Source organism: Pseudomonas auratipiscis (assembly GCF_036324085.1).
Lineage (GTDB): Bacteria > Pseudomonadota > Gammaproteobacteria > Pseudomonadales > Pseudomonadaceae > Aquipseudomonas > Aquipseudomonas auratipiscis.
The window spans coordinates 25,128-50,088 of the sequence record NZ_JAZDCU010000021.1 but is presented as its reverse complement, the minus strand read 5'-3'; the positions used below and the strand labels follow the sequence as shown (position 1 = coordinate 50,088).

Sequence of the window (24,961 nt, the reverse complement as noted above, 5' to 3'; positions counted from 1 at the left end):
TTGCGGCAAGTCTACAGGTCTGGCATCGATGCTGCTTGTATCGCGAGCCAAGCCCGTCCCCACTGAGGGGCGCGGGCTGGCGTTGCGCTGAGCGATCAGCCTTGTCTTTTGATGATCGCATCGGCAATGCTTGCCGGCGCTTCGGCGTACTTGGTGAACTCCATGGTGTAACTGGCGCGGCCTTGGGTCATGGAGCGCATTTGCGTGGAGTAGCCGAACATTTCGCCCAACGGCACTTCGGCACGGACGACCTTACCTGCGGGTGTTTCGCCGCCTTCCTGAATCAGCCCGCGACGACGGCTCAGGTCACCCATGATATCGCCCTGATATTCCTCAGGCGTTACCACCTCGACTTTCATTACCGGCTCGAGCAGCACCGCACCGCCTTTTTGCGCCAGTTGCTTGGTGGCCATGGAGGCAGCGACCTTGAACGCCATCTCATTGGAATCGACGTCGTGGTAGGAACCATCGAACACGGTGGCTTTCAGACCGATCAGCGGATAACCGGCCAGCACACCGTTCTTCATCTGCTCCTCGATACCTTTTTGAATCGCTGGGATGTATTCGCGCGGGATGACGCCACCAACGACCTCGTTGACGAACTCCAAACCTTCCTTGCCTTCCTCACCGGGTGCGAAGCGAATCCAGCAATGTCCGTATTGGCCGCGACCACCGGACTGGCGGACGAATTTGCCCTCGATCTCACAGGTATTGCGTATTTTTTCGCGGTAGGCCACCTGCGGTTTACCGATATTGGCCTCGACGCCGAACTCGCGCCGCATGCGGTCAACGATGATATCCAGATGCAGTTCGCCCATGCCGGAGATGATGGTCTGCGCCGTTTCTTCATCGGTGCGTACCCGGAACGAGGGGTCTTCCTGGGCCAATTTGCTCAAGGCGATGCCCATTTTTTCCTGGTCGGCCTTGGTTTTCGGCTCGACCGCCACCGAAATCACCGGATCAGGAAAGTCCATGCGCTCCAGCACAATCGGTTTGTTGATATCACATAGGGTATCGCCGGTGGTCACATCCTTCATGCCGATCAACGCCGCGATATCACCGGCGCACACCGCTTTGATCTCCGCACGCTGGTTGGCGTGCATTTGCACCATGCGGCCCACACGCTCTTTTTTGCCTTTGACCGAGTTGAGTACAGCATCGCCGGAGCTGAGCACGCCTGAATAGACCCGGGCAAAGGTCAAGGTGCCGACGAAAGGGTCGGTGGCGATCTTGAACGCCAGGGCCGAAAAGGGTTCATTGTCGTCGGCGTGACGCTCCAGATGCTTGTCGTCGTGATCAGGGTCGGTGCCATTGATTGCCGGGATTTCCGACGGTGCTGGTAGGTAGTCGATTACCGCGTCGAGCATCAACGGTACGCCTTTGTTCTTGAACGAGGAGCCACAGATGGCCGGAACGATTTCATTGGCCAGGGTGCGCTTGCGCAGGCCGGCCTTGATTTGTTCGTTGCTCAACTCTTCGCCGTTCAGGTAAAGCTCCATGAACTCGTCATTGGCTTCGGCAGCCGCTTCGATCATGTGCGCGCGCCAGGTATTAGCCAGCTCCAACATGTCTGCCGGAATGTCCTCTTCGCGATAGCTGGTGCCCTGATCTGCCTCATTCCAGTAGATGGCTTTCATTTTCACCAGATCGATCTGGCCGATGAAGTGTTCCTCGGCGCCAATGGCTAGTTGAATCGGTACCGGATGGTGTCCCAGGCGTTGGTCGATCTGGTTGACCACCCGCAGAAAATCGGCGCCTTGGCGGTCCATTTTGTTGACATAAGCCATGCGCGGTACATGGTATTTGTTGGCCTGGCGCCAGACCGTTTCCGACTGGGGTTCCACGCCATCTGCGCCACTGAACACCACCACTGCGCCGTCCAGCACCCGCAGCGAGCGTTCTACTTCAATGGTGAAGTCGACGTGGCCGGGGGTGTCGATGATGTTGAAGCGGAATTTTTCCGGGAATTGTTTGATAGAACCCTGCCAGAACGCAGTGGTGGCGGCCGAGGTGATGGTGATGCCGCGCTCTTGTTCCTGCGCCATCCAGTCCATGGTCGCCGCACCGTCGTGCACCTCGCCCATTTTGTGATTGACCCCGGTGTAGAACAGGATGCGTTCGGTGGTGGTGGTCTTGCCTGCGTCAACATGAGCGACGATGCCGATGTTGCGGTACAGCTCGATGGGGGTGGTGCGCGCCATGATGGGTCACCTGCGCAAGGATACGTTAGACGAAGAGGAGGGTACTCCCAAGGTAGCAGAAGTGAGCCGCTCTGCACGCTGGCGCATGCTTGAACCACGATCATCCATGGCCTGAGTAACCATCGGTTGTAATGCACCCGCTGCTGACGCTTAATCGTTCTATTCGCTTGCCTATGGAGCATGACAATGCCGCTGGAACACTCCGTGAACACTTGGTGCCAGACACACCCACTGATTGCCGATCTGGTGGCCTTGCGTTCTACCAGTTGGTTCAATCCCAAGCTGGCACCCAGTGCGCAGGCGTTGGCTGATGTGCCTCTGAGCCAGGAGGATGTGCGTGAGGCCAGTGATCGGCTTCAGCGTTTTGCACCGTTCATCCAGTCGGCCTTCGCGCAAACGGCAACCAGCGCGGGCATTATCGAATCGCCCTTGTTGCCACTGCCGGCGCTGCAGGCCGTGCTGCGCGCCGAGCATCAGCTACCCGAAGGCGGCGCGCTGTGGCTCAAGGCTGACAATTTGCTGCCTATTTCAGGTTCGATCAAGGCCCGCGGTGGCATCTACGAGGTGCTCAAGCATGCCGAGGACCTGGCACTGGCGGGTGGTTTGCTGCAGCCTGGCGATGACTACGCGAGCCTGGACAGTGAAGCGGCGCGGTCATTCTTTGGCCAGTACAGCATTGCGGTTGGTTCTACCGGTAACCTTGGGCTGTCGATCGGCATTATCAGTGCACGCCTGGGGTTCAAGGCCACCGTGCACATGTCGGCTGACGCCCGGCAGTGGAAGAAGGATCGACTGCGTGCCCATGGTGTCGAGGTTCGCGAATACAGTGCCGACTACAGTGTGGCGGTGGAGCAAGGCCGGCGCGAAGCCGAGGCAGACCCGCAGTGCCATTTCGTCGACGACGAAAACTCGCTCAACTTGTTCCTCGGTTACGCTGTCGCGGCCGAACGCCTGCAGCGCCAGTTTGCCGAGCAAGGCATCCCGGTCGATGCTGAGCACCCGTTGTTTGTCTATCTGCCTTGCGGCGTAGGCGGCGGGCCTGGTGGCGTTGCCTATGGCTTGAAATTGGTGTTTGGCGATGCGGTGCATTGCGTGTTCGCCGAGCCCACCCATTCACCTTGCATGTTCCTCGGCGTTTATACCGGCCTGCACGATGAGGTTTCGGTGTACGACTTTGGCATTGACAACCAGACGGTTGCCGATGGCCTGGCGGTGGGTCGCCCATCCGGTTTCGTCGGGCGGGCGATGCAGCGGTTGATCGATGGCTATTACACCGTCGATGATGACACCTTGTACCGTCTGCTGGCGCAGATGCACGCGTGCGAGGGCCATGAACTGGAGCCGTCGGCGCTTGCCGGGGTGCCCGGTATGGTACGTGTACTCCAAGAGCAGCAAGGCTACCGCCACCGCCTGGGTCTGGATGAAGCACGCATGAGTCGGGCTACTCACCTGATATGGGGCACGGGTGGCAGCATGGTACCCCGCGCCGAAATGGACGCTTACCTGGCCAAAGGCCGTGTCGTGCTGGCTGGGCAGTAATCATGCTCAATTTGCCGCCGCGCCTGGGCGCCCGCCTGACCGGCGCGCAGTTTGCCAATCTGCATACCTTCGCGGTGGCTGCTCGGCATTTGAGTTTTACCCTGGCGGCAGAGGAGTTGTGCCTGACGCCGAGCGCCGTCAGCCATCGCATTGCCCGCCTCGAACAGGCCCTTGAGCAGCGTCTGTTCGAACGGCTGACACGACGCATACGCCTTACAGATGAAGGTGAGCGCTTGTACCGCCTGGTGCAAGGGCTGGTCGAAGATCTGCAAGAGGCCCTGCAACCTGACTCGACGTCCACGGTGAGTGGCGCGCTGACGCTCTATGCGCGACCGTCGATTACCCAATGTTGGCTGGTGCCGCGGCTGGCGGATTTCCAGCAGCGCTACCCGCAGATCAGCCTCGATGTGCGCAGCGGCAACGATCCGCTGGATTTTCGTGCCCGTCATATCGATCTGGCGTTGTTGTATGGGGACGGCGAGTTTCCCGGCCTGGCCAGTGAGCTACTGATGGCCGAGCAGGTCGCGCCTGTGTGCAGTCCGCAGTATGCCGAGCGCCATGACCTGATCGATGCGCCACAGCGTTTGCAGCAATGCACGCTCTTGCATGACGCCCTGGCCTGGGAGCATGCGGCGTTCGACGCCGAATGGCAGCGCTGGGCGCGTCAACACAATGCTCAAGGCTATCTGCCAAATGGCGCAATGACCTTCGACCGTGCGGATTTGTGTGCGCTGGCTGCGAGTCATCATGCGGGCGTGGCCATGGGACGTCGACAGTTGGTGCAGCCATTGATTGATCAAGGCCAGTTGATCTTGCCGTTTGGCGATTTCGAGTCGATAGGAGGGCAGGGCTACTACCTTGTGCATCCACGGCGCGAAACTGTACCGGTGCGAGTTCGGGTGATGATGGAGTGGCTACGCGGGATCGCCGGGCAAGCCCGCGGCTGACATTTTCCACCGTTTGTATTGCACAGGCATGCATACCGCGCAGGGTCGATAGCCCGCTGCCTGGGCGGCCTGGGCATCGAGAAAAAACACCCGATGCTTTACATAACCACCGCGTGCAATCGCTCGCAGTGCGCCCGGGCAATCCAGGCGCCCGTAGATTTTGCTGCGTCGGTGCCCACCGAACTGCCCCGGCTGGTCGCTCAGGTGCTCAAGACCGTCAGCACCTATCAGCCGCCAGGGCCCGTTCAACGTCAAAACCAACGGTCGTTGCGTTTGCGCCCACGGCTCAAGGCAGGCAGGATCAGGCCGGCAAGCAAGCCTGCACCGGCAATTGCACCGCCATAGACCATGTAGCGCATCAGTACTTGTTTGTTCTCATCGCCCAGGCGCGCCTGGGTGCTGCGCAGTTCCGACTGGGTGTCACTCAGTTCGGCATTAAGCGCCTTGCTGCGCGCTTCCAGTTCATCGATCAGAGCCTTGCGTGAGTCCAGGGTCTCTTGCATGCCTTGCACGCGAGTTTTCCAGCTGTCATCGATGGTCTTGAGTTGCTCACTGAGTTGGCTGACTTGCTCGGTGAGTTGCGGTACGCGCTCGGCCTGGCCGGGAGCAGATTGCAGGTCGCTGCTGGTAATCCAAACGATATCGCCGGACTCGCCGCGCACTTGGCTGTAGTTGCCCTGGGTGTCGATCAAGGTGACTTTCTGCCCAGACTTGAGGTTGCCGACGATGCGGTGACCGTTGGTAGGGCCGCTGCGTACGAAGGTGGTCAGGCTGTCACTGACCCAGCGCTCGTTGCTGGTGGTTTCTTCGGCATGCACCGGGCTGGCAAGGGCTGTCAGTGCAGCGATCAGGCCGAGGGCAAGTCTGTTGCGCGGGCGCAGGGAAAAGGTCGAAACAGAGGCAAGCTCCGCAGGAACAGGACGAGAGATAGGCATTGTGGTCTTCGCGTGAAATAAAAAAAAAGCCCGATGACTGGGCCGGTGAACACGGGCGTGCACGCAAGCCGCCAGCAGAAAGACCATTTTTCTGTAGGCAGGTTCACTGAAGGAGGAGGGAAAATAACAGCAAATATTGCGGGCACAGATGGTGCCCGCAATTCAGCGGAGGGCAGAGATCAGGTTACAACGCGATAGCAGGGAACATACTCGGCACCGCCAGGCAACTTCATGCGGTGCTGTGCGACGAAGGCTTCGAGCAGTTTGCCCAATGGCTGCAACACGGCAGTATCGCCATGGATTTCATACGGGCCTTTTTCTTCAATCAGACGGATACCGTTGTCCTTGACGTTGCCGGCGACGATTCCGGAGAACGCTCGGCGCAGGTTCGCAGCCAGTTCATGGGCGGGTAATTCACGGCGCAATTGCAGGCTTGCCATGTTCTCGTGCGTCGGGTCGAAGGGGCGCTGGAAGCCTTCCTCGATCTTCAACAGCCAGTTGAAATGGAACGCATCGTTGCGCTCGCGGCGGAACTGCTTGACCTCCTTGAGGCCATCGACCATTTGTCGGGCCACTTCGGCCGGGTTGTCGATGATGATCTGATAGTGGTTCTGTGCTTCATCACCCAAGGTCGCATGCACAAAGGCGTGCAGCTGCTGCAGATACGGCTCGGCACTTTTCGGGCCCGTGAGAATCACCGGGAACGGTAAGTCGCGGTTGTCCGGGTGCATAAGGATGCCGAGCAGGTAGAGGAACTCTTCGGCAGTTCCGGCGCCACCGGGGAAGATGATGATGCCATGACCGACGCGCACGAAGGCCTCAAGGCGCTTTTCAATGTCCGGGAGGATCACCAGTTCGTTGACGATAGGGTTGGGCGCCTCGGCAGCGATGATGCCAGGCTCGGTCAGACCCAGGTAGCGGCTGCCGCTCATGCGCTGTTTGGCATGGGCAATAGTGGCGCCCTTCATCGGCCCTTTCATTACCCCTGGGCCGCAGCCAGTGCAGACGTCCAGTTTGCGCAGGCCCAGTTCATGGCCGACCTTCTTGGTGTATTGGTATTCCTCGGTGCTGATCGAGTGGCCACCCCAGCACACGACCATTTTCGGCTCTACACCCGGGCGTAGTGTGCGGGCGTTGCGCAGCAGGTGGAAGACATAGTCGGTGATGCCCTGGGAGCTTTCCAGGTCGATGCGCTGGCTGGCCAGTTCGCTTTCGGTGTAGACGATGTCGCGCAGGGCGCTGAAGAGCATTTCGCGGGTACTGGCGATCATTTCGCCATCAACGAAGGCGTCGGCAGGAGCGTTCAACAGTTCCAGGCGTACGCCGCGATCCTGCTGGTGAATACGTACCTCGAAATCTTTGTAGGCTTCAAGGATGGTCTTGGCATTATCGACATGCGCGCCAGTGTTGAGGATTGCCAGGGCGCACTGGCGGAACAGGGTGTACAGGCTGCCGGAACCGGCTTCACTCAATTGCTGTACTTCACGTTGAGACAGTGTTTCCAGGCTGCCTTTTGGGCTTACAGATGCATTGATTACTTCACGTTGGGGCATTCTGGTTTTCCTGTGAGCGGGTAAACGTCCATCTTCTGCACACCACCATACCGACAAATTGTCGCAGCAACGAGTGCCTTTGTGCGTAAGGCTTTTCAAGTGCCCTTGGCGGCCATTTGTCTGTAGGTCGGTCACGGCAAGTATTGCAGTGAGAATAGCGTCTTCCACGCCAGCAACTCGGTTGAAAACTACTTTCGGTCGGTGATCGGTGAAGACGAGCTACAGTTGACCCGGAACCTGTATCGTCGAAACCTGTACGCCAAGCTCGGTGTTTCATCACCGTCGCAATCGTTCAGTCTGTTTTTGCGACAATTGAATCAACGGCAAGCACAGGAGTGAAAGGATGCTGCGAATATTGGGTAAGGCTTCATCGATCAATGTGCGCAAGGTGCTGTGGACCTGCGCCGAACTGAACCTGGCATTCGAGCGCGAAGACTGGGGCTCAGGGTACCAGTCGACACACAGCGAGGCTTTCCTGGCGCTCAATCCCAACGCCATGGTACCGGTGGTCGTGGATGGCGACTTTGTTTTGTGGGAGTCCAACAGCATCATCCGCTACCTCGCCAACCAGTATGGCGGCGAACACCTATACCCGGCCACGGCGCCATTGCGCGCCCGCGTCGATCAGTGGCTGGACTGGCAGGCTACCGACCTCAATGGGGCTTGGAGTTATGCCTTCTTGTCGTTAGTGCGCCAGTCGCCCAAACATCAGGACCCCGAGGCCCTGGCGGCGGCGTGCGACAACTGGGCGCGAAACATGACAATCCTCGATCGTCAGTTGCAGCGCACCGGTGCCTACGTCAGCGGCGATGCGTTCTCGCTGGCTGACATCGCCATTGGCCTGTCAGTCAACCGCTGGTTTCAGACGCCGCTGGAGCATCCGCCGCTGCCTGGCGTCCAGGCGTACTACGAGCGTTTGACTGAGCGCCAGGGCTACCGTTTGCATGGTCGCAACGGCGCGCCGTGAAGTTATTGCGGGTCCAGTGCGCTAAGTATGGCGTGGGCCACTTTCACCCGCTCGGCGTTCGGGTAGTTCTTGTTCGCCAGCAGGACAATACCGATGCGTTTTGAGGGTACGAAAACCACGTAAGCGCCGAAGCCGTTGGTAGAGCCGGTCTTGTTCAGCAGCGTGCCGTCCTGCAACGGCTGCGGCGGCTTGAGCCAGGTCACTTTATGCGGATCAAGCGTCATGGAGGCAGAGTTGCCGGCCAGTAATTGATCCAACGTCAGGGGATAGCGATACAGCTCCCAGCCCAGGCCTTGAGTCATCTCGCCGACGCGGTAGTAACCGGTCTGGGTGGTGGCGATGGCCTGCTGTAACAAAGGCTCAAGGCCCTTTGGCTGCATGTTGGCTTCGACGTATCGGAGCAAATCTGCCGATGTGGTTTTCAGTCCGTAAGCCTCGGCATCCAGTGCCCCCGGCCCGACCCGCACCGGTTGATCGTTCTTGTCGTAGCCCCAGGCATAGTTCCCCGCTTGAGCCTCGGGCACCTGCACGAAGGTATGCTGCAAACCCAGCTGTGGCAGCAGCTGCTTGTGCATCAGCTCGCTGAACGGTGTGCCCATGCTCCTGGCTGCAAGGTAGCCAAACAGCCCCAGGCTGGGGTTGGAATACAGCCGGTAAGTGCCAGGGGCAAAGTCGGCTTTCCAGTGGCGGTAGTAATCGCGCAGGCTTGCCTGGTCCTTGACCTGCTCGGGAAATTGCAACGGCAAACCGCCAGCGCTGTAGGTGCCAAGGTTGAGCAACGTGACACCCTCGAACGAGGTGCCTTTGAGATCCGGCCAATACTTGCTGGCCGCGTCGCCCAGTGACAGGTTGCCGCTGGCCTGGGCATAGGCGGCGAGGGTTGCGGTGAAGGTTTTGCTCACCGAGCCAATTTCAAACAAGGTGTCGGTGTTCACTGGCTGGCCCGTCTGCCTGGAGGCTACGCCGTAGTTGAAATAATGCTGCTTGCCGTTGAAGGATACCGCCACGGCCATACCGGGTATGGCTTGGTGCTTCATCAGCGGGGCGATAGCAGCATTTACGCTTGATTCGATCTGCCCCTCTTCAAGCGCCGCAGCGGCGTTTTGGCTTGTGCCAAAGGCGAACGCGAAAATAGACAGGAGTGCTGCTACGGATGGGGTTCTGATCATGTAAACGGTGCTCGGAAGATGACGGCCGCTCGGCGCCAACGAGAGAAAAGGTTGGGCCCAAGGGTAACAGGCTTGTCCGCGGTTTCTGAAGCGCGCCTGGCTATTGCGGCTGATCGGCTCGGACACGAAAGTATTCGCCCGGGGGCAGGCCGAATAGCTTGCCGAACGCGGCGATAAAGGCCGATAGAGAATCGTAGCCACAGGCCAGGGCCACGTCGGTAACGCGCTCGCCACGCTCCAGGGCCGGCAATGCGCTGAGCAGGCGCATGCGTTGGCGCCAAAGGCGAAAGCTAAGGCCCGTCTCGCGTTGAAACAGGCGGCTCAAGGTTTTTTCCGATACGCCCGCTTGCTGCGCCCAGTCATTGAGCCCTGTTTGCGCATCCGGTTGCTCCTGCAAATGCAGGCACAACTCGCGCAAGCGCTTGTCGCGTGGAAGTGGCAGCATCAGGTGCTGCTCGCTGGCCAGGCTCAGTTGGTCGAGTAGCACCTGCACCAGGCGCCCGTCGGCACCCTTGAGGTCGTAGTGCACAGGCAACTCACTGAAAGTTCGGATCAGCTCGCGCAGCAGCGCACTGACCGCAATCACCCGGCATTGCGTGGACGACCAATGGTCGGGGGCATGCTCCAGGTACAGGCTGCGCAGGCAGGTATTGCCGGTGCAACTGACCCGGTGTGCAACGTGTGCCGGAACCCACACCGCACGTTGTGGCGGCACCATGTAGAAGCCGTTGTCGGTATGCACCTGCACGACGCCCCCAATGGCATAGGACAATTGCCCCCAGGGATGGCTATGACGGTAGCCCAGAATGATATTTGGCAAGGTCTGGACATGACCATAGACCGGGCGTGGGAGCTGGGGCAGATGCTCGAGCGCTTGTGGCTCCTGCGAGGTGGTTTGTCCGTTTGGCGACACTGGCAGCGTTCTGGCGTTAGTGGAGGAATCGAAAAGACCTTATCGTCTGGCGCCACACAATAACAAGTCAGGATCGATGATGAAGTACCTGCGGATGCTGTTCGACAATTTCACCCTGGCGCTGCTGGGAGTGATTCTCGTGGCCACCTTGTTGCCCTGCGAAGGCGACGGTGCCGTACTGTTCGGCTGGTTGACCAACCTTGCCATCGGCCTGTTGTTCTTTTTGCATGGGGCCAAGTTGTCGCGTGAAGCCGTGGCTGCCGGGGCAGGGCATTGGCGCTTGCACCTGTTGGTATTCGCCTGCACCTTCGTGATGTTCCCGTTGCTTGGCATGGCGCTCAAACCATTGGTGCTGCCACTGGTGGGTGATGAGCTGTACCTGGGGGTGCTGTACTTGTGCGCACTGCCAGCGACGGTACAGTCGGCCATTGCCTTTACCTCGCTGGCGCGAGGCAACGTTCCGGCGGCTATCTGCAGTGCTGCGGCGTCGAGCTTGCTGGGCATTGCCCTCACGCCATTGCTGGTGGTGTTGTTGATGGGCGTGGAAGGTGACAGCGGCTCGGGCCTGGATGCAGTGTTGAAGATCGTTTTGCAGTTGCTGGTGCCGTTTGTTGCAGGGCAACTTGCACGACGCTGGATCGGGCAGTGGGTGAGGCGCAATGCACGTTGGTTGAAAGTGGTCGATCAGGGTTCGATTCTGCTGGTGGTTTACACCGCCTTCAGTGATGCGGTAGTCAGTGGCTTGTGGCAGTCGGTACCGCCCTCGCGCCTGGCCGGGTTGGTGTTGGTCTGTTGCCTGCTGCTGGCAGTGGTGCTCTGGTGCACCTCTACGCTTGCGCGCAGGCTGGGCTTCAACCTGGAAGACCGCATTACGATTTTGTTTGCAGGCTCGAAAAAAAGCATGGCCACCGGAGTACCGATGGCTCAGGTGCTGTTTGTCGGTGGTGGTATTGGCGCGATGATCTTGCCGTTGATGATCTTCCATCAGATTCAACTGATGGTCTGTGCGGTATTGGCCCAGCGCTACGCGGCGCGCAGTGAAGCGCCCGCGCTCAGAGCAGAATGCCCTTGACCGGTTGCAACTGAGTTGGCGCGGTCTCGCCCGAAAGCTCGCGCACGGCAATCTCCAGATTGCGGCACATGGCATCCAGGGCCAGGTCGTTTGGCTGGGTGTCGAAGGGATCGGCGATCTGATCGCCGAGGGCATCCAGGCCAAAAAAGGTATAGGCCAGCACGCAAACGGCAAACGGGGTGAACCAGCCGATGCTGTCGACCAGGCAAAACGGCAACAGGAAGCAGTAGACATGAACGATACGGTGCAGCATCAGGATGTAGGGGTAGGGAATGGGCGTGTTCTTGATGCGCTCGCAGCCACCCAGTACGTAGGAGAGACGGCTTAGTTGTTGGTCCAGGTTGGCCTGCAGCACTTCGCCGCCACCAGCATCGCGGGCCTGGGCCATGAAGCGCTGGCCGATTTTGCCCAGCAGAAGACTCGCCGGAGCATCGCTGGTAGCGAGCTGGGCGCGGGTCGGGTCATCGAGCAGGCGCTGCAAGTCGGCGCTTGGTCGGTTACCGCGCAACTGGTCGCGCAATACATAGGCGAATGCCACCAACGAATCGAGCAGGTTGTTGCGCTGATTGGCGGATAGGTCAGGCAACAGGCTCAGCGTCTGGCGGGTCAGGTTGCGGCTGACGATGAGCAACTCGCCCCACAGCGTGCGCGCTTCCCAGAAGCGCTGATAGGCCACGGTGTTCCTGAAACCGAGGAAGATGGCCAGGGTCAGGCCCCACAGGGTGAATGGCGTTGGGGTGAGGATAACCTTGTACTCGAACAACGTACCGTGCGTGGCGACCACTACAGAACTGATCAGCACGATGTACAGCACCTTCAGCCATATCGCCGGAATGATCGAGCCCTTGAGGGAGAACAGCAAAACGCGGATGGAGGGTTTTTGCGGCTGGATGATCATCACGGCAAACCTTGTACTGTGGTGCGAAAAATTCGCGCAATACTTTAGGACAAAGCGTAGAGAGGATACAGCTCGGCAACGAGATGATGTTACATTATATCGTAATAGCCTTTCGCGAGTTGCTCATGTCTTCCCCTCACGCCCGCCTGCAATCGATTGACGCCCTCCGTGGTTTGGTCATGCTTTTGATGCTGCTCGACCATGTTCGTGAAACCTTTTTTCTGCATCGCCAGGTCAGTGACCCTATCGATGCCTTGAATGTGGCTCCCGAGTTGTTCTTTACGCGTCTGCTCAGTGCCTTGTGCGCACCCGTGTTCATTTTCCTCACCGGACTTTCTGCCTGGCTCTACAGCCAGAAGCACAACCGCACAGAGACCTCAGTATTCCTGCTCAAGCGCGGACTGTTTCTAGTGCTGTTGGAACTGACCCTGGTCAACCTGGCCTGGAACGGCACCTTACTGCCGCAAACCGTGTGGCTGCAGGTGATCTGGTGCATCGGCATTTGCATGATTGTCCTGGCGGCGGCCTTGCATCTGCCAGGTCCGGTGGTGCTCGCCCTTGGCATTCTGATCGTGGCGGGTCACAACGTGCTCGACCCACTGGTGCTCGACAATGAATCAAGTTGGTTTGCCCCTTGGGCAATCCTCCACCAGCGAGCGTTCATCGAGTTGGGCGGCATCACCCAGGTCCGCACCACCTACCCGGTATTGGCGTGGATGGGGGTGATCTTTCTGGGGTGGTGCGCAGGCCCCTGGTTTGCTCACGGTGTAGCGTCGACAAGGCGCTTGGTATCGTTGCTGGGTTGGGGGGTGGCGTTGCTGCTGGCATTTGTGGGCATCCGCTACCTGAATGTCTATGGCGATCAACCTTGGGTCGCCACAGGTGATGCACTGCGTACTACCATGAGCTTTCTCGCGGCACGCAAATATCCGCCATCACTGATGTTCCTGATGCCTACGCTGGGCCTTTGCTTGATCCTGCTCGCTGCGCTGGAGCGTTATCAGGCGCGCCGCTGGGTGTCACTATTGGCGCTGTTCGGCGCTGCACCGATGTTTTTCTATCTGCTGCACCTTTACGTGCTCAAGGCAATGTACCTGGTAGCAGTGGCCTGGTGGGGGTTGAACCAGGGTGCGCATTTCGGTTTTGATCAAATTGCCAGCGTCTGGCTGTGCAGCCTGGGATTGGCAGTGGTGCTGTATTACCCGACGCGCTGGTTCGCTGCCTTGAAACAGCAACGTCGGGATGTGGCTTGGCTCAAGTACTTCTGATCCTGCTCAGTCGTGGCAGCAGTGGGGCTTGTCGGTATCGACCCCCTGGTAACGGTCGTGATGGCGTACCCAATCCATGGTGCCTTGTTCATTACGGCCCTTGGGCATCAGGTCGAGGAAGTTGTAGGCACCGACCAGGATGTCCAGGCCTCTGGCATAGCTTGAGTAGGTGTGGAAGATCGTTCCGTCGGCATCGCGATAGAACACGCTCAAGCCCGGCAGCTCGGTTTCGTCCCCCACGTAAGGTTCGTAGTTGTATTGGCTGCTGCCATCAGTGTTGACGCTGACGCCGAATTCTTGATTGAAGTGGCTGCCGTGGGACGACACCCAAGGAAACTTCCAGCCCATGCGTTGCTTGAATGCCTGGAACTGCGCGAAGGGCGCGTGCGACACGGCGACCAGCGCCACATCGTGATGCGCCAGGTGCAGGTTGGCGCCATCGAAGTGGTCGGCCAGGAAAGAGCATCCACTACACCCCTCGCTCCAGCCATCGGCGAACATGAAGTGATAAACCAATAGCTGGCTGCGTCCGCCGAACAGATCGGCCAGGCTCAGTTGCCCTGCGGGGCCTTCAAAACTGAAATTTTGCTCGACGCGCACCCATGGCAGGGCACGGCGGGCCCTGGCCAGTTCGTCGCGTTGATGGGTGACGGCTTTTTCATGCAAGAGCAGTTGCCGGCGGGCACTGAGCCATTCACTGCGAGAAACCACCTGCGGGTTGTTGTAGTTGTCCATGGTTACGCTCCAGCGGAGGAATGTACCTATGGTCGTCCGGGGCAGATGCGTTTCGACCGTTTACCACGCGTTGGTCGGAATTGGCTGATGAGCGGTGCTCAGTTTGAGTCCACGATAGAGGCTAAAACGATTCATCTGGCGATTAGCCACTTTCTCGTGACTTCAACGTTGTTGCTGCGGGTGGATAGGCCTACTATTCATAGGCTTATGAATAATAAGCCTAAGCTTATAACAAAAAATGGAGTCTGTGATGATCCCACTGGATCGAATCCTGATGAGTAGCCTGCTGCTGTTTTCCGTGACTGCAGCCCAGGCCGCCGACGGCCAAAAAGTTTTCAGCCAAGGTGGGCAGAACCCCGCCGCCATGGCCTGCCTGGGGTGCCATGGGGTAGATGGCAAGGGTATGGCGGCCGCTGGTTTCCCACGATTGGCAGGTTTGCCAGCCGCCTACCTGAGCAAACAGCTGCACGATTTTCGTGATGGCAGTCGCAAGAACCCGATCATGGAGCCTCTGGCCAAAGCCCTCAGCGATGAGGAAATCCAGGCGGTGACCACAACCTTGGCGGCCATGCCCAGCGATGTCATGGCAGGTCCTGGCAGGCAGCAGATGGCGATCGATGCCACCCAGAAGCTCGCCTTGTATGGTGATTGGAGCCGCAAGATTCCAGGCTGCGTGCAATGTCACGGGCCAGGGGGTGTCGGCGTGGGCGAGCATTTTCCGCCCTTGGCGCAGCAACCTGCTGCCTATCTGGTGGCGCAGCTCAATGCCTGGCGCGATGGCAGCCGCAGCAACGACCCGAACCAACTGATGGTTGGCGTAGCCAAGGCTATGAGCGAAGAAGAGGTGAAGGCGGTAGCCGAGTATTTTGCCAATCCGGCCAGCCAGGAGGTGAAACCATGAAGCCGTTGATGTTTTGCGCCCTGGCGCTGGCAGTGGGCAGCGCTCACGCCGCACCGATTGCCATGGACGACCAGTCGCAGATCAAGGTGCCTGCGGCGAGTGCTGCCCCAGGCTTTACCCCGCCTGCCGAAAGCGAACTGCCAGACAACGCGTTCGGCACCATGGTCCGCCAAGGGCATGCCCTGTTCGTCGATACCAAGCGGCTGCTGCCGGATAAAGTTGGCAACGGCCTCAACTGCAGCAACTGTCACCTCGATCAAGGCCGTCTTGGTAATTCGGCACCGCTCTGGGGCGCGTACCCGATGTACCCGGCTTATCGCAAGAAAAACGACAAGGTCAACACCTTCGCCGAACGCATTCAGGGCTGCTTCCAGTTCAGCATGAACGGCACGCCACCTGCAGCTGACAGCGCGGAAATGACAGCGTTGTCGGTGTATGCCTACTGGTTGGCGAGCAAAGCGCCGATTGCGGTGGAAACCCCGGGGCGCGGCTATCCAGAGGTGGCGCAGCCGGCGCAGGGGTATGACTTCAAGCGCGGAGAGCAGGTCTATCAACAGCAGTGTGCTATTTGTCATGGCCCTGACGGCCAGGGGCAAAAGGTTGCCTCGGACTACGTGATGCCACCACTTTGGGGAAAAGATTCCTACAATTGGGGCGCAGGCATGCATAGGATCAATACTGCGGCCTCGTTTATCAAGTACAACATGCCCCTGGGCAAGCCCGGCAGCCTGAGTGACCAGCAGGCCTGGGATGTTGCAGCCTATATCAACCGCCACGAACGCCCTCAGGATCCGCGTCTGGTGGACGGCTCGATCGAGAAAACCCGCGTCAAGTATCACGCCAACGACGGGGTCAATCTCTACGGGCAAAAGGTTGAAGGGGTGCTGATCGGTAAGGGCGTCCTCTAGGAAAACTCGCTTTCGCAGGCTGTATTGCAGCCTGCGAGCAGCGCAATATTTACCTTCGATGGGAACTATCTACACTAGGATTTCTCTATCATGGCATCGGCCAGTAGTGGCGGGGCATTGTAAGGTGACTGCCGCCTGATTAGACTGCGCCGAATTTCGTACGCAAAGCCCCTGTTAAGGACGTATATGATCAAGAAATGCTTGTTCCCGGCAGCCGGTTACGGCACTCGCTTCCTGCCTGCTACCAAAGCCATGCCCAAGGAAATGCTGCCGGTGGTAAACAAGCCACTGATCCAGTACGGCGTTGAAGAAGCGCTGGAAGCGGGTCTGACCGAGATCTCCATCGTTACAGGTCGTGGCAAGCGGGCGCTGGAAGACCACTTCGACATCAGTTACGAGCTGGAAAACCAGATCAAAGGCACCGACAAGGAAAAATACCTGGTCGGCATCCGTCGTCTGCTCGACGAGTGTTCGTTCTCCTACACCCGTCAGACCGAAATGAAAGGCTTGGGCCACGCAATCCTGACCGGCCGCCCTCTGATCGGCGACGAGCCCTTCGCCGTCGTGCTGGCGGACGACCTGTGCGTCAACCTTGAAGGTGATGGCGTGCTGCAACAGATGGTCAAGCTGTACAACCAATTCCGTTGCTCGATCGTCGCCATTCAGGAAGTCGATCCTCAAGAGACCAACAAGTACGGTGTGATCTCTGGTGAAATGATCCGTGACGACATTTACCGGGTGAACAGCATGGTCGAGAAGCCTGCGCCGGAAGATGCGCCATCGAACTTGGCAATCATCGGTCGCTACATCCTGACCCCGGACATCTTCAAGCTGATCGAAGAAACCGAGCCAGGCAAAGGCGGTGAGATCCAGATCACCGACGCCTTGATGAAGCAGGCGCAGAACGGCTGCGTCATTGCCTACAAATTCAAAGGCAAGCGTTTTGACTGTGGCGGCGCCGAAGGCTACATCGATGCCACCAACTTCTGCTTCGAAAACTTCTACAAGACCGGTAAGGCCTACTAAATAGCTTCAAGCGGCAAGCTACACGTTGCAAGTGGATCGCATACGGCTTTTTCTTGTAGCTGGTAGCTTGAAACTTGCAACTTGAGAGCGTCGATATGTCCTACGATTTTGATCTGTTTGTGATTGGTGCCGGGTCCGGTGGTGTGCGTGCTGCGCGATTCGCTGCCGGTTTCGGTAAAAAGGTGGCGGTTGCCGAAAGCCGTTACCTGGGCGGCACCTGTGTCAACGTCGGCTGTGTGCCGAAAAAGCTGCTGGTCTACGGTGCACACTTTTCCGATGACTTCGAGCAGGCCGCAGGTTTTGGCTGGTCACTTGAGGACGCTCAGTTCGACTGGGGCCAGTTGATCGCCAACAAAAACCGTGAAATCGAACGACTCAACGGTATCTACCGCAACTTGTTGGTCAACAGTGGCGTTACCTTGCTCGAAGGCCACGCCAAGCTTGCCGACGCCCACACAGTGGAAGTCGACGGTCAGCGCTACACCGCCGAACACATCCTCGTTGCTACTGGCGGCTGGCCACAGATTCCGGATATCCCCGGCAAAGAGCTGGCGATCAGTTCCAACGAAGCCTTCTTCCTCAAAGAGTTGCCCAAGCGTGTTCTGGTCGTTGGCGGTGGCTATATCGCTGTGGAATTTGCCGGAATCTTCCAGGGGTTGGGCGCGAAAACCACCCTGCTTTATCGTGGTGACATGTTCTTGCGCGGCTTCGATGGCGCCGTGCGCACGCACCTGAAAGAAGAGCTGGAAAAACGCGGCATGGAGCTGCAGTTCAACAGCGATATCCAGCGCATCGAACGCCAGGATGACGGTAGCCTCAAGGCCACACTCAAAGACGGTAGCGAGTACGTTGCAGACTGCGTTTTCTACGCCACGGGTCGACGCCCGATGCTCGATAACCTGGGCCTGGAAAACACCGGCGTGGAGCTGGATTCTCGTGGGTTCATTCGCGTGGATGATTTGTACCAGACCACCGAACCGTCGATTCTGGCCATTGGTGATGTGATTGGTCGGGTGCAATTGACGCCCGTGGCGCTGGCCGAAGGCATGGCGGTGGTCCGACGCTTGTTCAAGCCCGAGCAATACCGTCCGGTGGACTACCAGAACATTCCGACCGCCGTGTTCAGCCAGCCGCCTATCGGTACCGTCGGCCTGACTGAAGAGCAGGCGTTGGAGCAAGGGCACAACGTGCAGGTATTTGAGAGCCGCTTCCGGCCGATGAAGCTGACCTTGACCGATATTCAGGAGAAGACCCTGATGAAGCTCGTGGTCGATGCCGATACCGACCGTGTGTTGGGGTGCCATATGGTCGGTCCGGAGGCTGGCGAGATCATTCAAGGTCTGGGCATTGCGCTCAAGGCGGGGGCAACCAAGCAGCAGTTCGACGAAACCATCGGGGTGCATCCGACGGCTGCCGAAGAGTTCGTGACACTGCGTACACCCGTATCGCGTTAAGGCGAGACTGCGTGTTTACGCGCGAAGTGAACGTGCGGTTTCCTACTTTTAGCGTGACGAAAGCGGTTGGCTCGGTTGACCGCAGCTGACATTCGCCGATAGGGACATTCCAGATACTGGCCGGGCGCTGCAATCCAGCGTCCAGTCAGGTGAGGCCTGATTGTCCCAATCATTTCTCAAGTGAATGTCACTATGAAACCTTCAAAAAAATCCCTTCTCGCCGCGAGCTGCTGCCTTCTCTTTGGGGCTGGGCTGGCTCAAGCCAATGGTCAGATGAGTTTCAGCGGTAGCGTTCTGGCCGGCACCTGTCTGGTCAATGGCGGGAGCAGTGATGTCGCCGTGACCTTGCCGCCTGTGGCTGCCAGTCTGCTGATCAATCCTGGTCAGGTTGCCGGCGAAACGCCATTCAACTTGAGGCTGACCAACTGCTCTCCTGGCCTGAATCGCGTCTCTACCTATTTTGAACCCGGTCCAACCATCAGCCCGCAAGGGCGGTTGATTGTTGATGCCAGTGGCAGCACCAATGTCGAGGTTCAATTGCGCAATGGCAATAAAGCAGTGATGGATCTGGCAGGCGCCCAAGGCAACCAGAACTCCCAGGTCGTCGATATTGTCAGCGGCCGGGCGGTGCTCAACTATTACGCCGAGTACTACTCCTTGGGGGGCACGACTCCAGGACCGGTAAACACTCGCGTGCAATACACCCTGGTGTACCCGTAATTGCGCCGAGGCAGCCCTCAATCGGGCTGCCTTCTTCTGCCTTTGTTGCTTCAGGAAACCTCTATGAAAGGATTTTGCCTGCCAATGTGGCGCGGGTGGCTGCTGGCTGCCTGCGTGTTCAGCGGGGCGGTCAATGCAAACGTGGTGATTGCAACCACCCGGGTGATTTATCCGGCCGATGCTGGGGAGGTTACCGTCAGCCTCAGCAACAAAGGCCAGCATCCCTCGTTAGTGCAAGCGTGGGTCGATGACGGACAAGCAGATGTGCCGGTGGAGCAACTGAACGTGCCATTCAGTCTGACGCCAGGGTTGTTCCGGCTCGATCCCGGCAAGGGGCAGACGCTACGGCTGTTCCAGAGCGAACATGAATTTGCCTCTGACCGCGAGAGCCTTTACTGGCTTAACGTGTTGGACATTCCCCCTAAGGGCCAGGGTAACGCGTTGCAACTGGCCGTGCGTTCTCGTATCAAGCTGCTCTATCGCCCCCAAGGGCTTGCAGGCAATGCTCAACTAGCGGCGCAATCGGTGAGCTGGCGTTTGCTGCGCAGCGCTGAGGGCTGGATGCTCGAAGCCCATAACCCGAGCCACTTTTACGTCAACCTCAGTGAGTTGTCAGTGCATGTCGACGGTCGTCAGTATCCGGTAATCAGCAGCCATATCGCGCCGTTGTCGGCCCAGCTATTCGCAGTGAAAGGCCTGATGAGTGTCCAGGCTGCGATGGCGGCGGTGCACTTCGCCAGTGTCAACGATTACGGCACGGTGCTGCCTGCCCGCACGCCAGCCGAAGTGGTGCCCAGGCACTGAGTGCACTGGGGGCAATAACCATGAACAGATCTTGCACCGGTCGCCCATGGCGACGGGTCCAGGCGCTATGTTGCCTGGGCATGGGGCTGGCGGTCAGTGCGGCGCAGGCGCTGGCACTGGAGTTCGATCCCCGCTTCCTGCAAGGCGAGGGTGGTCCAGTGGCCGATGTGAGCCGTTTCCAACAGGCTGACGCCGTACCCGAGGGTGAGCAACTACTGGATGTCGTGATCAATGAGAACTGGAGCGGGCGCTGGCCGGTTTCATTGCGCCTTCAGGGCGACGGTCACCAAGCCCAACCTTGTTACAGTGCTACCTTGCTCGAAGCGTTGGCAATCGATCAATCCCGGCTGGCGCCATCTGCACAAGCGCAACTGCGTGCAAACGCCAGTTGCGTACCCTTGTCTGCGCTGGGGTTACAGGCCAGCGAGCATCTGGACTACTCCGCGTTACGACTTAACCTGCAGATCGCCCAACTGGCATTGTTGTCCGATGCGCGTGACTACTTGCCTGCGCAGCAGTGGAGCAGCGGTACGCAAGTAGCGTTCGTCGATTACCGCTTGAACCAGTTCAGCCAGCAGAGCAGGGCAGATAGTCAGCATTGGAACCAGTCCTTTCTGGGCCTGCGCAGCGGTGTTAATACCGGCGCCTGGTATTGGCGCCATGAAGGTAACGTGCAGGCGGGCGAGGGTGTGGAACAGCGCTACCAACCGGTTGCCACCTATGTGCAACGTGATGTGCCGATGTGGAAGGCGCAGTTGACACTGGGTGAGGCTTTCAGCCGAGGTGAAGTCTTCGACAGCATTGCCTACCTGGGACTTGGGCTGGGTAGCGACGAACGCATGCTACCAGCTTCGCAACGTGGCTTTGCACCGACGGTCAGTGGCATTGCCTACACTACGGCGCTGCTGACCATACGTCAGCGAGGTGTTGTTGTGCATGAGTCGACAGTTCAGCCAGGACCGTTCGAAATCAACGATCTGTATGCCAATGGCTACAGTGATGACCTGGAAGTGACAATCAGGGAAGCCGATGGTAACCAGCGTATCTATACCGTCCCTTATCAGGCTGCGCCGTTGGCCCTGCGCCCAGGCGCCAGTCGTTTTGACTTCAGCCTCGGGCGTTGGCGCGATGGCCTGGGCAACGTCGGGCCCGAGCATTTGCAAGGCAGTTGGCAACAGGGCCTGAGCAATCACATGAGCGTCCATGGTGGTGTGCTGGGTGCAGATGGCTACCATTCGGCCGCCATGGGGGCGACATTCAACAGTCAGATCGGCGCACTGGCACTAACCCTGTTGGGTTCGCGAGCAAAGCAGACTGGGCAGCCGGCCGCCCGTGGCGAAGCACTTCGCCTCCATTGGCGACACGTAATCGCGACGTCGATGACTGATCTGAGCATCAGTCTGAGCAGCAATCGCCCGGGTTATTACGGTTTTAACGACTTTGCCCGTGGACAGAGTGATGGGGTGGGCATTTTACCTAATCAACAGGCAAGCGTGCGCGCAAGTGTTGCTGTCAGCCAGGGCTTGGGTGATCAACGTGGTCGGTTCAGCTTGCAGGCCACGCGTATGCAGTATTCGGGGCAAGCAGGTAGTTATTTGAGCTATTCAGTGGGCTATTTCAATCGTTACAGATCACTGGGCTACGGCATTACCGCCTCCCGAGAGCAGTCCGCTTCGACCGGGCATCTCAATCAGTTTGGCTTGTCCCTGAGTATGCCGCTTGGCCGCCAAAGGCGAAGCTCGTTGAACAGCAGTTGGAACGGTGTCGGCAAGGGACAGAGCAGCAGCACCACGCGGTTCACGACAACGGCGGGTGAGCATAGCGAGTGGAGCTATGGTCTAGGCCTGTCAACGGCACATGACCAGCAACGCAACACCGCGGGTGTGGATGCAAGCCTGCGATACAGCGGCGCAGCCTCCGAAATCAGTGCTTCGTTGCTTCAGCACAACGACTATCGGCAGGTCTCCATGGGTGTTCGCGGTGCAGTCATCGCTCACGCAGGTGGGTTGACCGGGGCGCAGTCGTTAGGCGAAAGCTTTGCTATCGTGCACGCCCCAGGAGCGGAGCACGCACGGCTCAAGCAAGCGCCGCAGGTGCGCCTCGACCGGCGCGGATATGGCGTACTGCCACAGTTGTCACCCTACAGCCTCAACACCGTGGAACTTGATCCCAAGGGCACTTCGCAGGATGTGGAACTGCAGATCAGCAGTCAGCAGGTTGTGCCGCGTGCTGGCGCCGCCCCTTTGCTTTACTTCCCAACGCGCAGCGGACGCAGTGCTTTGATCGATGCACGGCTGGCGGATGGCAGTGCGTTGCCATTCGGCGCCAGCGTGGTCAATGAGGCCGGGGATGAACTGGGGATGGTCGGGCAGGGCAGCCGCTTGCATGTACGCGGTATCGAGACGCAGGGCAGCCTGCAAGTGCGTTGGGGGCGGGGTAATCAGCAACGCTGTTCGGTGAATTACCAGTTGCCTGAGTCTCAAACCAAGATCCATGGTCCCTCAGTTTTGACCGCCAGGTGTGTTCCTGACGATCGTGTCTTACTCTAGTGTGGTAAGACGCCTTTCACCTATAGGGACGCACGCTTATAGCCAAAACCAATCACCAACATGAGGTTTACCAATGAGCATTGAGTGAGTGTATTGGCTACGATTCTTCCATCAGTTTTTTCAACCCCCTGAAGGAGAGTCACTTATGCCTATTATCAATAGCCAGGTAAAACCGTTCAAAGCCACTGCTTACCACCAGGGCAAGTTCGTCGAAGTGTCTGAAGCCGACCTCAAGGGCAAATGGTCCGTGGTGTTCTTCTACCCGGCTGACTTCACTTTCGTCTGCCCTACCGAGCTGGGCGACCTGGCCGATAACTACGCCGAATTCAAAGACCTGGGCGTGGAAATCTACGGTGTGTCCACCGACACCCACTTCACCCACAAAGCCTGGCACGACACCTCGGAAACCATTGGCAAGATCCAGTACCCGCTGATCGGTGACCCTACCCACGTCATCTCGCGCAACTTTGACGTGCTGATCGAAGAAGCCGGTATCGCTGACCGTGGCACCTTCGTGATCAACCCGGAAGGTCAGATCAAAATCGTTGAGCTGAACGATGGCGGTGTAGGCCGTGACGCCAGCGAACTGCTGCGCAAGATCAAGGCTGCCCAGTACGTCGCTGCCCACCCAGGCGAAGTCTGCCCGGCCAAGTGGAAAGAAGGCGAAGCTACCCTGGCGCCATCGCTGGACCTGGTCGGCAAGATCTAAGACCGTGAGCCAGCCGAGGGCGGTGAGCCACCGCACCTGACGTTGTCACCGCCCCGCAAAACGCCCGGGCGCTTTCGCTCGGGCGTTTTTATTTCTACCGTTTGAAAAAGGAATCGCCCGTATGTTGGACGCCACGCTTAAAACTCAGTTGAAAACCTACCTGGAGCGGGTCACTCAGCCGATCGAGATCGTTGCCTCCCTCGATGACGGCGCGAAGTCCCGCGAAATGCGCGACTTGCTGGTTGAAATTGCCAGCCTGTCCACTCTGATTACCTTGCGTGAGGACGGCAGCGACGCCCGCCGCCCATCGTTCTCGCTCAATCGCCCAGGGGCTGCAAAAGACATCAGTCTGCGCTTTGCCGGCATTCCCATGGGGCACGAATTCACCTCGCTGGTGCTGGCGCTGTTGCAGGTTGGCGGTCACCCGTCCAAGGCCAGCGCCGAATTGATCGAACAGATCAGCAGCCTTGAAGGTGAGTTCAACTTCGAAACCTACTTTTCGTTGTCGTGCCAGAACTGCCCGGACGTTGTCCAGGCGCTGAACCTGATGGCGGTGCTCAATCCCAATGTGCGTCACGTCGCTATTGACGGTGCGTTGTTCCAGGAAGAAGTCGAATCGCGCAAAGTCATGGCTGTACCAAGTGTGTACCTCAATGGTGAAGTATTTGGCCAGGGGCGCATGGGGCTGGAAGAGATCGTCGCCAAGCTGGACACCAGTACGGGTGAGCGCCAGGCTGAGAAAATCAACGCCAAGGACGCTTTTGATGTGCTGGTAGTGGGCGGTGGTCCAGCCGGTGCTGCGGCGGCCATCTACGCTGCGCGTAAAGGCATCCGTACCGGTGTTGCCGCTGAGCGTTTCGGTGGTCAGGTGCTCGACACCATGGCGATCGAAAATTTCATTTCGGTTCAGGAAACTGAAGGCCCGAAACTGGCCATGGCCCTGGAAGAACACGTCAAACAGTACGACGTGGATATCATGAACCTACAGCGTGGCGAAGCGCTGATTCCAGCCACCGACGGCGGCCTGCACGAAGTGCGCCTGGCCAGTGGCGCCTCGCTCAAGGCCAAGACCGTGATTCTGGCTACCGGTGCGCGCTGGCGTGAAATGAACGTGCCGGGCGAGAAAGAGTACCGCAGCCGTGGCGTGGCCTACTGTCCGCACTGCGATGGCCCGCTGTTCAAAGGCAAGCGCGTGGCGGTGATCGGTGGCGGCAACTCGGGTGTCGAGGCAGCTATCGACCTGGCCGGCATCGTTGCCCATGTCACCCTGATCGAGTTCGACAGCCAGTTGCGTGCCGATGCTGTCCTGCAACGCAAGTTGCACAGTTTGCCGAACGTGAAGGTCATTACCAGTGCGCTCACTACCGAAGTGCTGGGTGATGGCGAGAAGGTCAATGGCCTGCGCTACAAAGACCGTAACAGCGACGAGCAGCATGACATTGCACTGGAAGGGATCTTTGTTCAGATCGGCCTGTTGCCCAACACTGATTGGCTCAAAGGCACTGTCGAGTTGACGCCGCGAGGCGAGATCATCGTCGATGCCCGTGGCCAGACCAACCTGCCGGGTGTATTTGCGGCGGGCGATGTGACCACTGTGCCGTACAAGCAGATCGTGATTGCCGTGGGTGAGGGGGCCAAGGCGTCGCTGGCGGCTTTTGATCACTTGATCCGGACGTCTGCGCCGGCCTGATGG

The 24,961-nt window shown here is 58.7% G+C and carries 22 protein-coding genes; 14 read left to right on the top strand and 8 right to left on the bottom strand.

Annotated elements, in window-relative coordinates; genetic code table 11:
• Nucleotides 1-95: 95 nt before the first annotated feature.
• A complete protein-coding gene (gene fusA / locus V0R60_RS23195) occupies nt 96-2,201 on the bottom strand; it encodes an elongation factor G (protein WP_136476872.1) in 2,106 nt (701 codons plus the stop codon).
• Nucleotides 2,202-2,387: 186 nt separating this feature from the next.
• Here fusA and dsdA point away from each other — a divergent pair, with 186 nt between their 5' ends.
• Complete coding sequence (gene dsdA, locus V0R60_RS23190) at nt 2,388-3,740, top strand: D-serine ammonia-lyase (protein WP_330079930.1); 1,353 nt, start codon at nt 2,388-2,390, stop codon at nt 3,738-3,740.
• Between the two features lie 2 nt (nt 3,741-3,742).
• The gene (gene dsdC, locus V0R60_RS23185; protein WP_330079931.1) at nt 3,743-4,687 is read left to right on the top strand and encodes a DNA-binding transcriptional regulator DsdC; all 945 of its coding nucleotides are present in this window, start codon (nt 3,743-3,745) and stop codon (nt 4,685-4,687) included.
• Here dsdC and V0R60_RS23180 read toward each other — a convergent pair.
• From V0R60_RS23180 to ppnN, 3 genes are all read right to left on the bottom strand, one after another.
• Nucleotides 4,655-4,936 (bottom strand): Ada metal-binding domain-containing protein, encoded by a 282-nt coding sequence (locus V0R60_RS23180; RefSeq protein WP_136476869.1) that lies wholly within the window; start codon nt 4,934-4,936, stop codon nt 4,655-4,657. The two genes, dsdC and V0R60_RS23180, sit on opposite strands and share 33 nt — an antisense overlap.
• Before the next feature lie 2 nt (nt 4,937-4,938).
• Entirely contained in the window at nt 4,939-5,622 is a 684-nt protein-coding gene (locus V0R60_RS23175) for a TIGR04211 family SH3 domain-containing protein (RefSeq protein WP_330079933.1), read from the bottom strand.
• Between the two features lie 179 nt (nt 5,623-5,801).
• Entirely contained in the window at nt 5,802-7,175 is a 1,374-nt protein-coding gene (ppnN, locus tag V0R60_RS23170) for a nucleotide 5'-monophosphate nucleosidase PpnN (RefSeq protein ID WP_330079934.1), read from the bottom strand.
• A gap of 343 nt (nt 7,176-7,518) precedes the next feature.
• On the opposite strand from ppnN, the gene V0R60_RS23165 reads away from it, so the two are divergent.
• Entirely contained in the window at nt 7,519-8,142 is a 624-nt protein-coding gene (locus V0R60_RS23165; protein ID WP_330079935.1) for a glutathione S-transferase family protein, read from the top strand.
• A gap of 2 nt (nt 8,143-8,144) precedes the next feature.
• Here the strand turns inward: V0R60_RS23165 and ampC are convergent, their stop codons facing one another.
• Nucleotides 8,145-9,311 carry a class C beta-lactamase gene (gene ampC, locus V0R60_RS23160; protein WP_330079936.1) on the bottom strand — a complete coding sequence of 389 codons (1,167 nt, stop codon included), beginning with the start codon at nt 9,309-9,311 and terminating at the stop codon, nt 8,145-8,147.
• Nucleotides 9,312-9,411: 100 nt separating this feature from the next.
• Nucleotides 9,412-10,224, bottom strand: coding sequence for an AraC family transcriptional regulator (locus V0R60_RS23155; protein ID WP_330079937.1), 813 nt, complete (start codon nt 10,222-10,224; stop codon nt 9,412-9,414).
• Between the two features lie 79 nt (nt 10,225-10,303).
• Between V0R60_RS23155 and V0R60_RS23150 the strand changes: the two genes are divergently transcribed.
• Nucleotides 10,304-11,296: a bile acid:sodium symporter family protein gene (locus V0R60_RS23150; RefSeq protein WP_330079938.1), complete on the top strand. Its 993-nt coding sequence runs from the start codon at nt 10,304-10,306 to the stop codon at nt 11,294-11,296.
• Here V0R60_RS23150 and V0R60_RS23145 read toward each other — a convergent pair.
• On the bottom strand, nt 11,277-12,194 hold the full coding sequence (locus tag V0R60_RS23145) for a bestrophin family protein (RefSeq protein ID WP_136476862.1): 918 nt from the start codon (nt 12,192-12,194) through the stop codon (nt 11,277-11,279). The two genes, V0R60_RS23150 and V0R60_RS23145, sit on opposite strands and share 20 nt — an antisense overlap.
• A 125-nt stretch (nt 12,195-12,319) precedes the next feature.
• Between V0R60_RS23145 and V0R60_RS23140 the strand changes: the two genes are divergently transcribed.
• Nucleotides 12,320-13,462, top strand: coding sequence for a DUF1624 domain-containing protein (locus V0R60_RS23140; RefSeq protein ID WP_330079939.1), 1,143 nt, complete (start codon nt 12,320-12,322; stop codon nt 13,460-13,462).
• Between the two features lie 6 nt (nt 13,463-13,468).
• Here V0R60_RS23140 and V0R60_RS23135 read toward each other — a convergent pair whose 3' ends face one another.
• Nucleotides 13,469-14,197 carry a DUF899 domain-containing protein gene (locus V0R60_RS23135; protein ID WP_330079940.1) on the bottom strand — a complete coding sequence of 243 codons (729 nt, stop codon included), beginning with the start codon at nt 14,195-14,197 and terminating at the stop codon, nt 13,469-13,471.
• A gap of 250 nt (nt 14,198-14,447) precedes the next feature.
• On the opposite strand from V0R60_RS23135, the gene V0R60_RS23130 reads away from it, so the two are divergent.
• The 9 genes from V0R60_RS23130 to ahpF all read left to right on the top strand — a co-directional run bounded on the left by V0R60_RS23130 (nt 14,448) and on the right by ahpF (nt 24,958).
• A complete protein-coding gene (locus V0R60_RS23130; RefSeq protein WP_330079941.1) occupies nt 14,448-15,098 on the top strand; it encodes a c-type cytochrome in 651 nt (216 codons plus the stop codon).
• Nucleotides 15,095-16,006: a c-type cytochrome gene (locus V0R60_RS23125; protein WP_330079942.1), complete on the top strand. Its 912-nt coding sequence runs from the start codon at nt 15,095-15,097 to the stop codon at nt 16,004-16,006. The genes V0R60_RS23130 and V0R60_RS23125 overlap by 4 nt, the downstream gene beginning before the upstream one ends.
• A gap of 186 nt (nt 16,007-16,192) precedes the next feature.
• Entirely contained in the window at nt 16,193-17,032 is an 840-nt protein-coding gene (gene galU / locus V0R60_RS23120; RefSeq protein WP_136476857.1) for a UTP--glucose-1-phosphate uridylyltransferase GalU, read from the top strand.
• Between the two features lie 95 nt (nt 17,033-17,127).
• Nucleotides 17,128-18,486 carry a glutathione-disulfide reductase gene (gorA, locus tag V0R60_RS23115; RefSeq protein ID WP_330079943.1) on the top strand — a complete coding sequence of 453 codons (1,359 nt, stop codon included), beginning with the start codon at nt 17,128-17,130 and terminating at the stop codon, nt 18,484-18,486.
• 273 nt (nt 18,487-18,759) lie between these two features.
• A complete protein-coding gene (locus V0R60_RS23110; RefSeq protein WP_236042901.1) occupies nt 18,760-19,206 on the top strand; it encodes a fimbrial protein in 447 nt (148 codons plus the stop codon).
• Nucleotides 19,207-19,269: 63 nt separating this feature from the next.
• Complete coding sequence (locus tag V0R60_RS23105; protein WP_136476854.1) at nt 19,270-20,010, top strand: fimbrial biogenesis chaperone; 741 nt, start codon at nt 19,270-19,272, stop codon at nt 20,008-20,010.
• 20 nt (nt 20,011-20,030) lie between these two features.
• On the top strand, nt 20,031-22,559 hold the full coding sequence (locus tag V0R60_RS23100; RefSeq protein WP_330079944.1) for a fimbria/pilus outer membrane usher protein: 2,529 nt from the start codon (nt 20,031-20,033) through the stop codon (nt 22,557-22,559).
• Between the two features lie 145 nt (nt 22,560-22,704).
• Nucleotides 22,705-23,268, top strand: a complete 564-nt coding sequence (gene ahpC / locus V0R60_RS23095) for an alkyl hydroperoxide reductase subunit C (protein ID WP_136476852.1) — start codon at nt 22,705-22,707, stop codon at nt 23,266-23,268.
• A gap of 121 nt (nt 23,269-23,389) precedes the next feature.
• Nucleotides 23,390-24,958 (top strand): alkyl hydroperoxide reductase subunit F, encoded by a 1,569-nt coding sequence (ahpF, locus tag V0R60_RS23090; protein WP_136476851.1) that lies wholly within the window; start codon nt 23,390-23,392, stop codon nt 24,956-24,958.
• Nucleotides 24,959-24,961: the final 3 nt, after the last annotated feature.

Bases quoted from the DNA above. Each gene is read 5' to 3' on its own strand.
- fusA (WP_136476872.1), bottom strand. From the start codon at position 2,201: ATGGCGCGCACCACCCCCATCGAGCTGTACCGCAACATCGGCATCGTC.
- dsdA (WP_330079930.1), top strand. From the start codon at position 2,388: ATGCCGCTGGAACACTCCGTGAACACTTGGTGCCAGACACACCCACTG.
- dsdC (WP_330079931.1), top strand. From the start codon at position 3,743: ATGCTCAATTTGCCGCCGCGCCTGGGCGCCCGCCTGACCGGCGCGCAG.
- V0R60_RS23175 (WP_330079933.1), bottom strand. From the start codon at position 5,622: ATGCCTATCTCTCGTCCTGTTCCTGCGGAGCTTGCCTCTGTTTCGACC.
- ppnN (WP_330079934.1), bottom strand. From the start codon at position 7,175: ATGCCCCAACGTGAAGTAATCAATGCATCTGTAAGCCCAAAAGGCAGC.
- V0R60_RS23165 (WP_330079935.1), top strand. From the start codon at position 7,519: ATGCTGCGAATATTGGGTAAGGCTTCATCGATCAATGTGCGCAAGGTG.
- ampC (WP_330079936.1), bottom strand. From the start codon at position 9,311: ATGATCAGAACCCCATCCGTAGCAGCACTCCTGTCTATTTTCGCGTTC.
- V0R60_RS23150 (WP_330079938.1), top strand. From the start codon at position 10,304: ATGAAGTACCTGCGGATGCTGTTCGACAATTTCACCCTGGCGCTGCTG.
- V0R60_RS23145 (WP_136476862.1), bottom strand. From the start codon at position 12,194: ATGATCATCCAGCCGCAAAAACCCTCCATCCGCGTTTTGCTGTTCTCC.
- V0R60_RS23140 (WP_330079939.1), top strand. From the start codon at position 12,320: ATGTCTTCCCCTCACGCCCGCCTGCAATCGATTGACGCCCTCCGTGGT.
- V0R60_RS23135 (WP_330079940.1), bottom strand. From the start codon at position 14,197: ATGGACAACTACAACAACCCGCAGGTGGTTTCTCGCAGTGAATGGCTC.
- V0R60_RS23130 (WP_330079941.1), top strand. From the start codon at position 14,448: ATGATCCCACTGGATCGAATCCTGATGAGTAGCCTGCTGCTGTTTTCC.
- V0R60_RS23125 (WP_330079942.1), top strand. From the start codon at position 15,095: ATGAAGCCGTTGATGTTTTGCGCCCTGGCGCTGGCAGTGGGCAGCGCT.
- galU (WP_136476857.1), top strand. From the start codon at position 16,193: ATGATCAAGAAATGCTTGTTCCCGGCAGCCGGTTACGGCACTCGCTTC.
- gorA (WP_330079943.1), top strand. From the start codon at position 17,128: ATGTCCTACGATTTTGATCTGTTTGTGATTGGTGCCGGGTCCGGTGGT.
- V0R60_RS23110 (WP_236042901.1), top strand. From the start codon at position 18,760: ATGAGTTTCAGCGGTAGCGTTCTGGCCGGCACCTGTCTGGTCAATGGC.
- V0R60_RS23105 (WP_136476854.1), top strand. From the start codon at position 19,270: ATGAAAGGATTTTGCCTGCCAATGTGGCGCGGGTGGCTGCTGGCTGCC.
- V0R60_RS23100 (WP_330079944.1), top strand. From the start codon at position 20,031: ATGAACAGATCTTGCACCGGTCGCCCATGGCGACGGGTCCAGGCGCTA.
- ahpC (WP_136476852.1), top strand. From the start codon at position 22,705: ATGCCTATTATCAATAGCCAGGTAAAACCGTTCAAAGCCACTGCTTAC.
- ahpF (WP_136476851.1), top strand. From the start codon at position 23,390: ATGTTGGACGCCACGCTTAAAACTCAGTTGAAAACCTACCTGGAGCGG.